Source organism: Corynebacterium gottingense (assembly GCF_003693265.1).
GTDB lineage: Bacteria > Actinomycetota > Actinomycetes > Mycobacteriales > Mycobacteriaceae > Corynebacterium > Corynebacterium gottingense.
In genome coordinates this window covers 28352-42975 of the sequence record NZ_RDRE01000003.1, presented here as the reverse complement: position 1 = coordinate 42975, position 14624 = coordinate 28352, and the positions used below count along the sequence as shown (strand labels likewise).

Annotated in this window: 10 protein-coding genes and 1 pseudogene; 5 read left to right on the top strand and 6 right to left on the bottom strand. The window is 66.9% G+C overall.

Annotated elements, in window-relative coordinates; all coding sequences use genetic code 11:
- Positions 1 to 115 precede the first annotated feature (115 nt).
- The 4 genes from alaS to aspS form a co-directional block, all read right to left on the bottom strand.
- Complete coding sequence (gene alaS, locus EAW56_RS02805; protein WP_122084956.1) at positions 116 to 2785, bottom strand: alanine--tRNA ligase; 2670 nt, start codon at positions 2783 to 2785, stop codon at positions 116 to 118.
- Positions 2786 to 2882: 97 nt separating this feature from the next.
- Positions 2883 to 4286, bottom strand: coding sequence for a replication-associated recombination protein A (locus tag EAW56_RS02800; protein WP_122084955.1), 1404 nt, complete (start codon positions 4284 to 4286; stop codon positions 2883 to 2885).
- An 11-nt stretch (positions 4287 to 4297) separates the two neighbouring features.
- Positions 4298 to 5557: a protein kinase family protein gene (locus EAW56_RS02795; RefSeq protein WP_095536647.1), complete on the bottom strand. Its 1260-nt coding sequence runs from the start codon at positions 5555 to 5557 to the stop codon at positions 4298 to 4300.
- Positions 5558 to 5660: 103 nt separating this feature from the next.
- A complete protein-coding gene (gene aspS / locus EAW56_RS02790; RefSeq protein WP_095276754.1) occupies positions 5661 to 7451 on the bottom strand; it encodes an aspartate--tRNA ligase in 1791 nt (596 codons plus the stop codon).
- A gap of 160 nt (positions 7452 to 7611) precedes the next feature.
- On the opposite strand from aspS, the gene ypfJ reads away from it, so the two are divergent.
- The 5 genes and pseudogenes from ypfJ to EAW56_RS02765 all read left to right on the top strand — a co-directional run bounded on the left by ypfJ (position 7612) and on the right by EAW56_RS02765 (position 12615).
- A complete protein-coding gene (gene ypfJ / locus EAW56_RS02785; RefSeq protein ID WP_095536838.1) occupies positions 7612 to 8532 on the top strand; it encodes a KPN_02809 family neutral zinc metallopeptidase in 921 nt (306 codons plus the stop codon).
- A 51-nt stretch (positions 8533 to 8583) separates the two neighbouring features.
- Positions 8584 to 9321, top strand: a complete 738-nt coding sequence (locus tag EAW56_RS02780) for a CBS domain-containing protein (protein WP_095545793.1) — start codon at positions 8584 to 8586, stop codon at positions 9319 to 9321.
- 31 nt (positions 9322 to 9352) lie between these two features.
- Positions 9353 to 10494 (top strand): annotated as a pseudogene (locus tag EAW56_RS02775) (CE1758 family FMN-dependent luciferase-like monooxygenase).
- Between the two features lie 34 nt (positions 10495 to 10528).
- Positions 10529 to 11191, top strand: a complete 663-nt coding sequence (locus EAW56_RS02770) for an FMN reductase (protein WP_095545794.1) — start codon at positions 10529 to 10531, stop codon at positions 11189 to 11191.
- A gap of 26 nt (positions 11192 to 11217) precedes the next feature.
- Positions 11218 to 12615: an L-serine ammonia-lyase gene (locus EAW56_RS02765; RefSeq protein WP_095536651.1), complete on the top strand. Its 1398-nt coding sequence runs from the start codon at positions 11218 to 11220 to the stop codon at positions 12613 to 12615.
- Here the strand turns inward: EAW56_RS02765 and hisS are convergent.
- Positions 12612 to 13895 (bottom strand): histidine--tRNA ligase, encoded by a 1284-nt coding sequence (gene hisS / locus EAW56_RS02760; RefSeq protein ID WP_122084953.1) that lies wholly within the window; start codon positions 13893 to 13895, stop codon positions 12612 to 12614. The two genes, EAW56_RS02765 and hisS, sit on opposite strands and share 4 nt — an antisense overlap.
- 11 nt (positions 13896 to 13906) lie before the next feature.
- Positions 13907 to 14587 carry an MBL fold metallo-hydrolase gene (locus EAW56_RS02755; protein ID WP_122084951.1) on the bottom strand — a complete coding sequence of 227 codons (681 nt, stop codon included), beginning with the start codon at positions 14585 to 14587 and terminating at the stop codon, positions 13907 to 13909.
- Between the last annotated feature and the right edge of the window lie 37 nt (positions 14588 to 14624).

The window sequence follows — 14624 nt, the reverse complement described above, 5'->3', positions numbered from 1 at the left end:
TAGTCGACGCCAGCGTCAAACCGCGTACGGCGCTCACAGCCAAAATACCGTCTACACACAAAAGGCCAGGACACGCCGACGGCGTGTCCCTTGACCAATTTGTTACATTTGCAGCTTACTTGCCGGCGAGCTCCTCGCGCAGCGCGGCCAGGCCAGCCGTAATGCCGTCCGCATTGCTGCCGGAGCCCTGCGCCAGGTCCGGCTTGCCGCCACCCTTACCGTCAATGTAGCCGCCGACCAGCTTGACCAGGTCCCCAGACTTCACGCCGGCGGCGACGGCCTCCTTGTTTGCGGCCACGGCGAACGGGACCTTGCCGCCGTCGTTGGACGCCAGGGCCACCACGGAAGGCTCGGTGCCGAGCTTGCCTCGGACGTCCTGGGCGATGGTGCGAAGATCGCCGCCGGACACTCCGTCCGGAAGGTGGACGGCGACGAGCTTGAACGCACCGACGTGCTCCGCGTTCTTTGCCAGGCCCGCCGTCTGCGCGAGCAGCTGCTGGCGGTGCAGCGCCTCGATCTCCTTCTCCGCGGCGCGGAGGCGCTCGGTGAGCTGCGCGATGCGGTCGGGCAGCTGGTCGGTCGGGGTCTTCAGCTCCGCGGCAATGCCGGAAGCCAGAGCTGCCTCCTTGGAGAAGTAATCGAAGGAGTGCATGCCCGAATAGGCCTCGATACGGCGCGCGCCGGAGCCGACGGAGGACTCGCCCAGCACGGCGACCGGGCCGATCTGCGAGGAGTGCGCGACGTGCGTGCCGCCGCACAGCTCGATGGAGAACGGGCCGCCGATCTCCACCACGCGCACCTGGTCGCCGTAGTTCTCGCCGAACAGCGCCATCGCGCCCATTTCCTTGGCCTTGTCCAGGGAGGTCTCGATGGTGTTGACGGCAAAGTCCGCGTCGACCGCCTGGTTGGTTACGGTGGCGATCTCTTTGAGCTGGGCGTCGGTGAGCTGGTCGGTGTAGTTGAAGTCGAAGCGCAGGTAGCCCGGCTTGTTCAGCGAGCCGGCCTGGACCGCGGTGGGCCCAAGCACCTGGCGCAGCGCAGCGTGGATCAGGTGCGTTGCAGTGTGCGCCTGGCGCGCGCCGTGGCGCCAGGCCTCGTCCACCTCCGCCGTCACGGTCTGGCCGAGGTCCAGCCCGCCGTGTTCCACGGTGGCCTTGTGCACCCAGAGCTTCTTGCCCACCTTCTGCACGTCGTTGACGTTGAGTACGGTGTCGCCCACTACGATGCGGCCGCGGTCTGCCATCTGGCCGCCGGCCTCGGCGTACATCGGGGTGACATCGAGGATGACCTCGACCTCGTCACCGGCCGTCGCCTCGTGTACCTTCGCGCCGTTGCGCACGAGGCCGAGCACCTTGCCCTCGTGCGACAGCTCGCTGTAGCCCACGAACTGGGTGGGGTGCGCGTCAACCCACTCGCGGTAGAGCGACTCGTCGATGTTGCCCTGCTTCTTCGCCTTATTATCCGCCTTCGCGCGCGCACGCTGCTCCTGCATCGCCGCGTCGAACGCCGCCATGTCCACGTCGAGGCCGGCCTCGCGCGCCATTTCCAGCGTCAGGTCGATCGGGAACCCGTAGGTGTCGTGCAGCTCGAAGGCCTGCTCACCCGGCAGCGTCGTGGCACCGGACTCGCGCAGCGCGGACGCAGCCTCGTCGAAGCGGCTGGTGCCGGAGGCGAGCGTCTTCAGGAAGGCGCGCTCCTCGGCCACAGCGACGCGCAGGATGCGCTCGCGGTTGTCCGCGATCTCCGGGAACGAAGGCGTCATGGTGTCCATGATCGTGTTCATGAAGACCTCGAGCACCTTGCCCTCGGCCCCCAGCAAGCGGGCGGAGCGGACGATGCGGCGCAGCAGGCGGCGCAGGATGTAGCCGCGGCCCTCGTTGGACGGGGTCACGCCGTCCAGGATGATCATCATGCCGGTGCGGGAGTGGTCCGCAATGACGCGGAAGCGCACGTCGTCCTCGTGCTTCCCTGCGTCGTACTGGGTGCCGGTGAGCCTCACGGCCTCGTCGATCACCGGCCGCAGCAGGTCGGTCTCGTACACGTTGTCAACGCCCTGGAGGAGGCACGCGACGCGCTCGATGCCCAGGCCGGTATCGATGTTCTTCTTCGGCAGCTCGCCAAGCAGGTCGAAGCCGCCCTTCTTGTCGCCTTCGCCGCGGATGGATTCCATGAACACCAGGTTCCAGATCTCCATGTAGCGGGAGTCGTCCGCCTCCGGGCCGCCCTCCTTGCCGTACTCAGGGCCACGGTCGTAGTAAATCTCGGAGCACGGACCGCACGGGCCGGGCACGCCCATGGACCAGAAGTTGTCCTCCATCCCCATGCGCTGAATACGCGACTCCGGCACGCCAATCTTGTCGCGCCAGATTTCCAGGGCCTCGTCGTCGTCCAAGTAGACGGTGACCCACAGGCGCTCCGGGTCCAGGCCGAAGCCGCCGTCCTCAACCGAGTTGGTCAACAGCGTCCACGCGTGAGTAATCGCACCTTCCTTGAAGTACTGGCCAAAGGAGAAGTTGCCAGCCATCTGGAAGAAGGTGTTGTGGCGGGTGGTCACGCCCACCTCTTCAATATCCAGCGTGCGCACGCACTTCTGAATCGAGGTGGCAAGGCCGTTTTCAAACGGTGGGTTCTGCTGGCCCAGGAAGTACGGCTTGAAAGGCACCATGCCGGCGTTGACAAAGAGCAGCTGCGGGTCGTCCAGGATCAGCGAAGCGCTCGGCACGGGCGTGTGCCCTGCCTGAACAAAGTGGTTGGTAAACCGCTCACGGATCTCATGTGTCTGCACGAGGTGATGTCCTTTCAAAGCTCGTATTTGTCCCGCACTACTCTACCCCGGCGTGTGAATCCGGAGACAGTGCGCGTCGATAAGCAATGCCCCGCGCTTAGTCCTTTCCCCGAATCACGCGGCGCAGCCGACCGAGGAAATCGCGGATCCGCTTCTCCGCGCCGTGATCGGTCGGCGTGTAGTACTCCGCGCCCAGCAACTCGTCGGGGAGGTACTGCTGCGTCACCACGCCACGGGGGTCATCGTGCGGGTACTTGTAGCCGACGGCATTACCCATCGCCTTCGCGCCCTCATAGTGGCCGTCGCGCAGGTGCGGGGGCACCGCGCCGATGTTGCCGGCGGCGACGTCCTGCTGCGCGCGGGTGATCCCCTGGATGACCGACGGCGACTTCGGCGCGGTGGCTAGGTGAATCGTCGCCTGCGCAAGCGGGAGCCGGCCCTCCGGCATTCCGATGAATTGCACCGCGTTGGCCGCCGCGATCGCCGTCTGCAGCGCGGTCGGATCCGCCATCCCGATGTCCTCGGAGGCGTGGATGACCAGGCGGCGGGCGATGAAGCGGGGGTCCTCGCCCGCCTCGATCATCCGCGCCAGGTAGTGCAGCGCGGCGTCCACGTCGGAGCCGCGGATGGATTTAATGAACGCGGAGACGACGTCGTAGTGCTGGTCGCCGTCTCGGTCGTAGCGCACCACCGCGCGGTTCACGTTGTCGCGCAGCGTATCCACCGTGATCGTCCCGCCGGCGTGCACCGCCTCGGCCGCCGCCTCCAGGTAGGTCAGCGCGCGCCGCGCGTCGCCGCCGGCGAGCGTGATCAGCTGCTCGCGCGCGTCGTCCGCAAGCTCCACCGTGCCGGCGAGCCCGCGCTGTGCCACGACCGCGTTCTCAATCACCTTGCGCAGGTCCTCGCGAGAGAGCGACTCCAGCTTGAGCAGCAACGAACGGGACAGCAGCGGGGCGACGACGCTGAACGAGGGGTTCTCCGTCGTCGCTGCAACCAGCAGGACCGTGCGGTTCTCCACCGCCCCCAGCAGCGCGTCCTGCTGGGTTTTGGAGAAGCGGTGGACCTCGTCAATAAACAGCACCGTCTTCTCGCCCCGGATGAGGTCGCGCCGCGCTTGGTCAATGACCTGGCGCACCTCTTTCACGCCGCTGGACAGGGCAGAAAGGCCGACGAAATTCTGCTCCATCGACTGCGCGATCAGCGACGCGATCGTCGTCTTGCCCGTTCCCGGCGGCCCGTACAGGATGACGGAGGCAGCCCCCGAGCCCTCGACGAGGCGGCGCAACGGCTTCCCCTCGCTGAGCAAATGCGCCTGCCCCGCGATCTCATCAAGCGAGCGCGGGCGCATCCGCGCAGCCAGCGGGGCGGTTTGCCCCGCCTCGAAGAAGCTCGCGCCGCGCAGACCTGCCGCGGGGCCACCGGGGTCACCGGGGTCACCGGGGTCACCGGGGCCGGGAGTTGGCCCGCCGAGCCCGCCGCCAAACAAATCTTCTTGTGCCATTGCCACCCCGCCTACGCAAACCGCTTCGCCACGGTGCGGGCAAAGTCAGCGATCACGAGGTACGCCGTGTCGCGCCCGGTGCCGGCAAACGCGGCGAGCGCCTCGAACGTCTCCTGCAGGTCGCGGCGCACGAGCTGCTCCTCCTCGGTGAACGGTCCCTGGCTCTGCGGGCGGAGGATGTCCGAGCCGCCGTGTAGCGTCTCCGCGCCGCTCGCCGCTTCGCCCTGCGCGGTGAGCCGTTCGCTGTGGGGTGCGACGCCGGCGTCGATAAGCTCTTGCGCGAGCTCGGCATCACTGGCCGCAAGCTCGGCGACGGTGAACTGCCCCATCACGGAGAGGCTGGACAGCGCCCACGCGACCATGGCGCCGGTGATCCGGGCGTGGAGCGTGTCCTCGTGCAGGAATGCGGGCCAGATCCCGCGGACCTCCTGCACCCACGCGCTGATGAACGCCTCGATGGCCACGTCACTGTAGCCCCACGCGGAGACGTAGAGCGGGAACCCGGCGACCACGAACGCCACGTCGAAGGAGACGTCGCGGAAACCCGCCCACTCGTAGTCCAGGAACTGCGTGCGGTCCGCGTAGATGATGTTGTCGGGCGACAGGTCAAAGGGAGTAAACGCCCGCGAGCCCCCTTTGAACAGGCGCTTGCGCACGTTGGCGGCGGTCAGCCGAACCTCCGTCGGCACGTCGAGCCCGCTGCGTTCGAGCATGTCCAGGCCAAAGTCGAAGCGGTGCGCAAGCAGGCGCTCGCGCAGGTGCTGCATCGTATCCGCTCCGCTGCGCTGGCGGGCCGCTTGTGCGAACAGTACGTCGAACGCGTCCTCGCGGCCGGCCGAGCCGACGTGCATCCGCCCCAGCGCAGTGCCGAGGTTGCGCAGCAGCTGCACGTGCTGCTCCTCATCCGCGCTGTCCAGCAGCGTGGCCAGGGTGTCGCCTTCGCCCGAATCGGAAATAATGACGATGCGCTGGTCAATGTCGTAGCCAAGAAGGACCGGGCCTGGCCGGACATCTTCGCTTAACGACGTCGTGAACTGGTAAGCAACTACTTCCCGCAAAAAGGCAGCGTCCTCCAGCACGTTGCCGGTCTCCGGCGAGTACTTCACCACGACGGTCCGGTGCTGCAGGAACGGGTTGTTGGACACGCGGGCACGGAACACGCTGGCAACGCCGGAGCCACCCAGACGCTGTACCTCGCCGAGCGTCTGGGTGCCGCCGTAGCGCCGAGTGAGAATCTCCTCCGCCTCGGCGATGATCTGCTCTTGGTCCATGCTGAACCTCTCCTTGCGGGTTACTCGGTTCTCAGTGTGACATACCAGTGGCCCCGGGCGCGACGTTTCCGCCATTCCCGGGGCCGTGGAACCGAATTGGCTCTTACTCGGCCTTCTCGTCGGCCTTCGGCTTGAAGTCCACGCCGGACTCCTTGCGCTGCTCCTTGGTAATCGGGGCGGGCGCGTCGGTCAGCGGGTCGACGCCGCCGCCGGACTTCGGGAACGCGATGACGTCGCGGATGGAATCGAAGCCGCCGAGCAGGGATACGATGCGGTCCCAGCCGAAGGCGATGCCGCCGTGCGGGGGTGCACCGAACGCGAACGCGTCGAGCAGGAAGCCGAACTTCTCGCGGGCCTCTTCCTCGCTGATGCCCATGACGTCGAAGACGCGCTCCTGCACGTCGCGCTGGTGAATACGGATCGAGCCGCCGCCGATCTCGTTGCCGTTGCAGACGATGTCGTAGGCGTACGCCAGTGCCTCGCCCGGATTCTTATCAAAGTTGTCCAAGTACTCCGGCTTCGGCGAGGTGAACGCGTGGTGGACGGCGGTCCACTTCGAGTGGCCGAGGGCGACGTCGCCGGACGCGGTGGCGTCCGCAGACGGCTCGAACAGCGGCGCGTCGACGACCCAGGTGAACGCCCAGTCGCCGTCCTTGATCAGGTCGAGCTTCTTCGCAATCTCGCCACGGGCAGCGCCGAGGAGCGCGCGGGAGGCCTTGGTTTCGCCCGCAGCGAAGAAGATGCAGTCGCCCGGCTTCGCACCGACGTGATCGGCAATGCCGGCCTTCTCCTCGTCCGTAATGTTCTTGGCCACCGGGCCGCCCAGGGAGCCGTCCTCCTGCACGAGGATGTAGGCCAGGCCCTTGGCGCCGCGCTGCTTGGCCCAGTCCTGCCACGCATCGAGCTGGCGACGCGGCTGGGAGGCGCCGCCGTCCATCACGACTGCGCCGACGTACTCAGCGTTGAAGACGCGGAAGGTGGTGTCCTTGAAAAACTCGGTGCAGTCCTGCAGCTGGATGTCAAAGCGCAGGTCCGGCTTGTCCGAGCCGTACTTCTCCATCGCGTCCTTGTAGGTCATGCGCGGGATCGGGGTGGTGATCTCGTAGCCGATCAGCTTCCACAGTTCCGTGACGATCTGCTCGGCCAGGGCGATGACGTCGTCCTGGTCCACGAAGCTCGCCTCGACGTCCAGCTGGGTGAACTCCGGCTGGCGGTCGGCGCGGAAGTCCTCGTCGCGGTAGCACCGCGCGATCTGGTAGTAGCGCTCCATGCCGGCGACCATGAGCAGCTGCTTGAACAGCTGCGGGGACTGCGGCAGCGCGTACCAGCTGCCCGGGCGGAGGCGGGCCGGGACGAGGAAGTCGCGGGCGCCCTCCGGGGTGGAGCGGGTCAGCGTCGGCGTCTCGATTTCGGTGAAGCCGTTTTCATCCAGCACGCGGCGGGCGGCCTGGTTCGCCTTCGCGCGCAGGCGCAGCGCGTTCGCCTGACGCTCGCGGCGCAGGTCCAGGTAGCGGTACTTCAGACGGGTCTCCTCGCCGACTTCGCTGGAGGAGGCGTCCTCGATCTGGAACGGCAGCGCGGCCGCCTTGTTCAGCACGGTGAGCTCGGAGACGTTGACCTCAATCTCGCCGGAGGCCAGGTTCGGGTTCTGCGAGCCCTCCGGGCGCGGTTCAACCACGCCGGTGACCTGGATGACGTACTCGCTGCGCAGGTCGTGCGCGGCCTCCGCCACCTCGGATTCGCGGAACACAACCTGCGCCAGGCCGGAACGGTCGCGCAGGTCGATGAAGATCACGCCGCCGTGGTCGCGGCGTCGGCCCACCCAACCGGTGAGCGTAACGGTCTGTCCATCGAGTTCTTTGCGGAGATCACCCGCAAGGTGAGTGCGCAGCACGGTCTCTTCCACGTCCTTCCACGTGAGGGCAAAACTTGAACGCCAAAAACTCTACCCGTAGGCGTCGTCAAGCGTTGAAGCGCCCCGTTTCGCTTCTTCTCTGCACGGCACAGGCGCGGGGATGCAGCGCTGCACGCGGTTTTTTGGCAAGATTTGCAGCATGACGTTTAAGAATGATTTTGGTCAGGGCCAAGGCCGCCGCGCGCAGACGAGTTCCGGCAGCGGCCGGGCCGGAGGCGGCGGCATCCCCATCGCGGTGGGCGGCGGCGGTATCGGCACGATCATTCTCCTGGCTATTGTGTTCTTCCTCAACGGCGGCCTGGGCGGGCTCACCGGCGGCTCTTCGGACCCGCAGGGCCAGTCCCAGCAAAGCCCCGGTGCCCAGGGCGACTACGACCTGAGCCACTGCGATGCCCCGGGCGCGGCGAACGAGTACGACGACTGCCGCGCGGAGGCCACCGCCCGCTCGGTCGACCAGGTGTGGGCCGAAGTCCTGCCAGCACAGGCGAACATTGAGTACACCCCCGCTGACATCAACCTGTTCCGCAGCGATGTCAGCACTGGCTGCGGGTACGCAACGGCCGATACCGGCCCGTTCTACTGCCCAAACGACACCACTGCCTACCTCGACGTGTCCTTCTTTGAGCAGCTCGGCCAGCTAGGCGGTTCCGACGGCGCGCTTTCCCAGGAGTACGTCACCGCGCACGAGATGGGCCACCACATTCAGAACCTCGAGGGCACGCTGGGCCTGAGCGACTACAAGAACCCGGGAGAGGACTCCGCTGCCGTGGCGATTGAGCTCCAGGCGGACTGCTACGCCGGTATCTGGGCCAAGCACGCCTCCGAGGGGCCCGACGCGGCGCTCGAGCCGATTACGGACGAGCAGCTCAACCAGGCAATTCAGACCGCGCAGGCGATCGGCGACGACAGCATCCAGCGCAAGTCCGGCGGCGATGTGGATCCGGATTCCTGGACCCACGGCTCCTCCGAGCAGCGCGCCGAGGCCTTCAAGTCCGGCTACACCACCGGCCAGATGTCCGCCTGCGACACGCTCAACCGCGGCGTCTACCAGGACGCCTAGAGCCACATCGCTTATCGACGCCCACGTGCCACCACCGCTACCCTCGTGGGCATGAGCGAAACGTCATCCCCCCAGAACCGCTCCAACCGCGCCGTGCCGTTTATGGCCGCGTTCAACGCCATTGAAGGCTTCCTGCGCGAGGAGTTAGGAGCAAAAAAGTCGGACTCCTTCAAGTGGATGACCAGGCAGGCGGCGAAGAAGGGCGTGGTGAGCCGCGACCAAGCTGACCTGCTTGTGGAGTACGCGGAGCTGCGCAACGCGATCTCGCACGGCGAGTACCGCGACCTGCGCCCCATTGCAGAGCCGCTGCAGGAGACGGTGGAAGAGATTGAGCGTTTGCGCGACGCGCTGCTCACCCCGGCGCTGGCCCTCGAAGTGGTCCAGACGCAAGCCGTGATTACGTTCGCCCCGGACGACGACATCCTGGAGCCACTGCGCGCGCTGCGGGAGACCGGCCACAGGCAGTTCCCCGTCTACGACGCCGGCGCCTGCGTCGGGTTGCTCACCACCAACGCGCTGGCTCGCTGGCTGGCGGGCGAACTGGACGCAAACAACCACCTCACCCCGACCACGGTCAAGCAGGTGCTCGATCTGTCGGGGCGGCACGACCAGCCGGTCTTCCTGCCACGGTCCGTCACCGCCGCAGTAGCCGTTGATGCGCTGACCACGCCGCTGGACAGCGGCGCGCTCCCCCGCCTGGCCATCATCACCGAGTCCGGCTCACCCAGCCAGCGCCCCTTCGCGGTACTGGTGGCCACCGACATTCCTGCCCTACTGGCGGCCCGCTAACCGCGACGATCAACGGAAAGGACACCCACGGATGCAGTTCGGCGTCTTTACCATCGGCGACGTCACCGCGGACCCCACCAACGGCGCGACCCCGACCGAGAAACAGCGGATCGACGCGATGACACAGATCGCGCTGAAGGCCGAGGAGGTCGGGCTCGATGTCTTCGCCACAGGCCAGCACCACAACCCGCCGTTTGTCCCGTCTTCTCCGACGACCCACCTGGCCTACATTGGTGCGAAAACCTCCTCCATCCTGCTTCCACGTCAACCACGCTGATCACCACCACGGACCCTGTCAGGCTCTCGGAGGATTACTCCTTCTTGCAGAACCTGGTGGATGGCCGCATGGACCTCATGCTCGGGCGCGGCAACACCGGTCCCGTCTACCCCTGGTTTGGCAAGGACATCCGCAAGGGCATCCCGCTCGCGGTGGAGCACTACCACCTCCTGCGCAGGCTGTGGCGCGAGCAGAACGTCAACTGGGAGGGCACGTTCCGCACCCCGTTGCACGGGTTCACCACCACGCCCGCGCCGCTTGAGGGCGTGCCGCCATTCGTGTGGCACGGATCCATCCGCTCGCCGCAGATCGCCGAGCAGGCGGCGTACTACGGCGATGGGTTCTTCCACAACAATATTTTTTGGAACAAGGAGCACACCGCGAAGATGGTCGGCATCTACCGTCGGCGCTTCGCCGCGTACGGGCACGGCGCGGCGGATCAGGCCATCGTCGGGCTCGGTGGCCAGGTGTACATCGCGGATTCTGAGGAACAGGCGAAACGCGAGTTCCGCCCCTACTTTGACAACGCGCCCGTCTACGGCCACGGGCCCTCGCTGGAAGAGTTCACCGACATCACCCCGCTGACCGTGGGCACTCCCGAGATGGTCATCGAGCGTACGATGCAGTTCGCGGACTGGGTCGGGGACTATCAGCGCCAGCTGTTCCTTATTGACCACGCCGGACTCCCACTCGAGGTGGTCCTCCACCAGATCGAGCGCCTCGGCACGGAAGTGGTCCCTGAGCTGCGCAGACGGATGGAAGCGCGCCGCCCGGTCCACGTTCCGAGCGACCCGCCCACGTTTGCGTCCCTCGCACGTGCAAAGCGCGATGGGAAGAATCTGGCGCACTTTCGCGTCTCACCCGGAGAAGCACAGGAGCAATCCGAGCAGGAATAGCCGGGCAATGTAGCGAAGGAGCACCCACCACAGCATGAAGCAGCTCATCGTAGTCACCGCAGGTCTGTCGCAGCCGTCCACCACGAGACAGGTGGCGGATGAGATCGCGGCGGCGGTCGGCTCCGCCGTCGGCGGGCGTGGCGAAGACCTCGAGGTCACCACGATCGAGGTCCGCGAGTACGCCACCGAGCTCACGCAGCTCATGCTCACCGGGATGCCCTCCCCCAGGCTTGATCAGGTCAAACGAGACATCTCCGCCGCCGACGCCCTCGTCGCGGTCTCCCCGGTGTTTCAGGGCAGCTACAGCGGCCTGTTCAAGATGTTCTTCGACGCCCTCGACCCCAACGCGTTGACCGACATGCCCACCATCGTCGCCGCGACAGCAGGCTCTGAGCGCCATTCCCTCGTCACCGAATACGCGCTGCGCCCGCTGCTCACGTACCTGCACGCGACGGTGGTCCCCACCTCACTTTTCGCCGCCACTGCTGACTTCGGCGATGCCAACGGCGCCTCGTTCCAGCGGCGGATCAGCCGCGCTGCCAGCGAGCTCGCAGCGCTCATCGTCACCACCAGCGGCGCAGTTGAAGGATTAAGTGGCCCACCGGAGGGCGTCACTCGCCGCACCGGCACGGACCTTGCCGAAGATTTCGTCCCGTTTTCCCAGCTGTTGGAAGGCCACACGGGGACGCGGAGCTAATCCCACGATGCGGTATCATCGCGCGCATGCCCCACAATACTGTTAGCGTCGTTGACCTTTTCAGCATCGGTATCGGTCCGTCGTCTTCGCACACGGTGGGCCCGATGCGCGCATCCCTCGCGTTCGTTGAACAACTCGGCGTGCTGCCCGCATTCGTCCGCGTAGAACTGCGCGGCTCCCTCGCCGCCACTGGTGTGGGCCACGGCACCGACCGCGCAACGCTGCTCGGCCTGGTTGGCTACACCCCCACGACCACGTCGGCCGACATCGCCCCGAAACCCGGCGACCCGGTGCCCGAACGCGGTATGATCTCGGGCCCTGCCGGCGAGGTCGAGTACGAGGTGACGTTTAACCCCACTCCGGTCTCGCAGCACCCGAACTGCCTCATCTTTGACGCCTGGGACGCCGACGGCAACCGCATCGCCACCCGCAAGGAGTACTACTCCGTCGGCGGCGGCTTCATCCTGGACCGCACCGGCATGGAGGAGCACCGCAACGAAGCCGGTGTGGCCACCGTCCGCGACAACGAGCCCGCGCCGTACGAGTTCAACGACGCGAAGACCCTCGTCGCACTCTGTGAAGAAAGCGGCCTGTCCATCGCTGAGCTCGTCCGCGCCAACGAAGAGGCGCTGCATGGCAAAGCGCTTCTCGACGCCCACCTCGACGCCGTCTGGGACGTCATGCAGGAATGCGTCGCCCACGGGTTGAAGACCGAGGGCACCCTGCCTGGCGGCCTCGGCGTGAAGCGCCGCGCCCACCGCCTCCACCGCCTGCTCACCGCGGAGTACGAGGAATCCACTGCCCGCGGCCTCGACGCCATGGAGTGGGTCAACCTCTACGCGCTTGCTGTGAATGAGGAAAACGCCGCCCACGGCCAGGTCGTCACCGCGCCCACGAACGGTGCCGCCGGCATCATCCCCGCGGTGATGCACTACTGCCGCGATTTCACCGACGGCGCGTTCACCCAGGAGCAGGCGCGAAACTTCCTGCTCACCGCTGGTGCGGTGGGCATCATCATCAAGACAAACGCGTCGATCTCCGGAGCCGAGGTCGGCTGTCAGGGCGAGGTCGGCTCAGCCTCCGCGATGGCCGCCGCCGGCATGTGCGCGGTCCTTGGCGGTACGCCGGCGCAGATTGAGAACGCGGCCGAGATTGCGCTCGAGCACAACCTCGGCCTCACGTGCGATCCGGTCGGCGGCCTGGTGCAGGTCCCGTGCATCGAGCGCAACGCCATCGGCGGGGTCAAGGCGATTAACGCAGCCCGGCTGGCCAAGCTTGGCGACGGCACCAACATCGTCACCCTCGACGACGTCGTCGAGACCATGGCGACGACCGGCCGCGACATGATGACCAAGTACAAGGAGACCTCGATGGGCGGCCTGGCAGTCCAGCTCGGGCTGCCAGTCAACATCACTGAGTGCTAGCGCAGCTGCGCGATGACCGCCTCGGCGCTGAGCGCCACGGTCTCCTGGCTGTGCGCGGCAAGGTCCTTGATCGCGATCTCGCCGGCCTCTAGCTCGCGGTCGCCGAGAACGAGCGCGTACTTGGCACCGGCGCGGTCGGCGCCCTTCATGGCGCCCTTGAGCCCGCGGCCGCCGTAGGCCATGTCGGCGGAGACACCGGCGGCGCGGAGGGCGTCGATAAGCACTGCCATGCGCGCCTGCGCGGCCTCGCCGATGCCGACACCGAACACGTCGACGCGGCGATCCACCCCGTCGAGGGTGACGCCCTCCGCCTCGAGGGCGAGCACGGCGCGGTCCACGCCGAGACCGAAGCCGATGCCAGAGAGGTCCTGGCCGCCGATCTGTGCCATGAGCCCGTCGTAGCGGCCGCCGCCACCGATGCCGGACTGCGCGCCGAGGCCGTCGTGGACGAACTCGAAGCAGGTCTTGGTGTAGTAGTCCAAGCCTCGGACCATACGCGGGTTCACCACGTACTCCACGCCCATCTCGTCGAGGGAGGCGCGCACCTGGTCGAAGTGCTTGCGGCAGTCGTCATCGAGGTAGTCGAGCATGAGCGGGGCGTCCGCGGTCATTTCGCGGACCTTCTCGCGCTTGTCGTCAAGCACGCGCAGCGGGTTGATCTCAGCGCGGTGGCGGGTCTCCTCGTCCAGCGGAAGGGAGAACAGGAAGTCCTGTAGCTTCTGGCGGTACTCGGGGCGGCAGTTGCGGTCGCCCAAGCTGGTCAGCTCCAGACGGAACCCGGTCAAACCGATGGACCGGAAGCAGCGGTCCGCGAGCGCGATGACCTCCGCATCCAGCAGGGGGTCGTCCACACCGATCGCCTCCACGCCGACCTGCTGGAGCTGGCGGTAGCGGCCGGCCTGCGGGCGCTCGTAGCGGAAGAACGGGCCGTAGTAGTTCAGCTTGACCGGCAGGTACCCTCGGTCCAGGTTGTGCTCGATGACGGCGCGCATCACACCCGCCGTCCCCTCCGGGCGCAGCGTGACCGAGCGGTCGCCACGGTCCGTAAAGGTGTACATCTCCTTGGACACCACGTCCGTGGACTCGCCAACGCCGCGGGCGAACAGCGTGGTGTCCTCGAAGACAGGCAGCTCAACGTGCTGGTACCCGGCCAGGTGAGCCTGCCGCGCGAACTCGTCGCGGACTCGGTGGAATGTCGCCGACTGCGGCGGCACGTAGTCGGGCAGGCCCTTCGGGGCAGACAGCGGCTGGAACTTCTCGGTCTTCTTCGATTCACTCACGGGTTCAAAGTTTAGCGGTCCGGGTTGGCCTGCAGCAGGAACGGGTTGGTCGCGCGCTCCTGCCCCATCACGGTGGTCGGTCCGTGACCGGGCAGCACGACGCAAGCGTCGTCGAGGTCCCACACGGGGCCGCGGAGCGACGCGCGCATCGCCGCGGGGTCCGAATGTTCGAAGTCGGTGCGGCCGATCGCGCCGCGGAACAGGACGTCGCCGGAGAAGACCAGCGGGCCGGTCTCCCCCGCCGTTCCCGTCTTGTTCTCCCCTGCGTCTTCCACGAGCAGCACACATCCCGGCGAGTGCCCGGGGGCGTGTCGGACGGTAAAGGTGGTGTCGGCGAGGGTGAGCGAGTGGGCGTCGAGAAGCGAGCGCACCTCGCGCGGGGGTTGCATCGACGCTGCGTCGAAGAGCTGGCGGGTCGAGTCCGGTAGGCCGAGGCCACCGTCGAGCATGAACTCGTCGTCTGGGTGGATGTGCACCGGGACGTCGAAACGGGCGGCGTCCCGGGTGTGGTCAAGGTGGCCGTGGGTGCAGACCACGGCGGTGAGCGTCGCCTGCTCGCGGGTGAGAAACTCGGTGACGGGCTCGTAGGCGCCCATTCCGGGGTCGATCACCACCGCTTCGCGTGATTCCTCCGAAAGGAGCACGTAGCAGTTGGTTTGGAACGGGCCTGCGGCAAAACCTGAAAGCTTCATACGGCAATAATAAAGCGGGCGCCCGACCCAGTGGCCG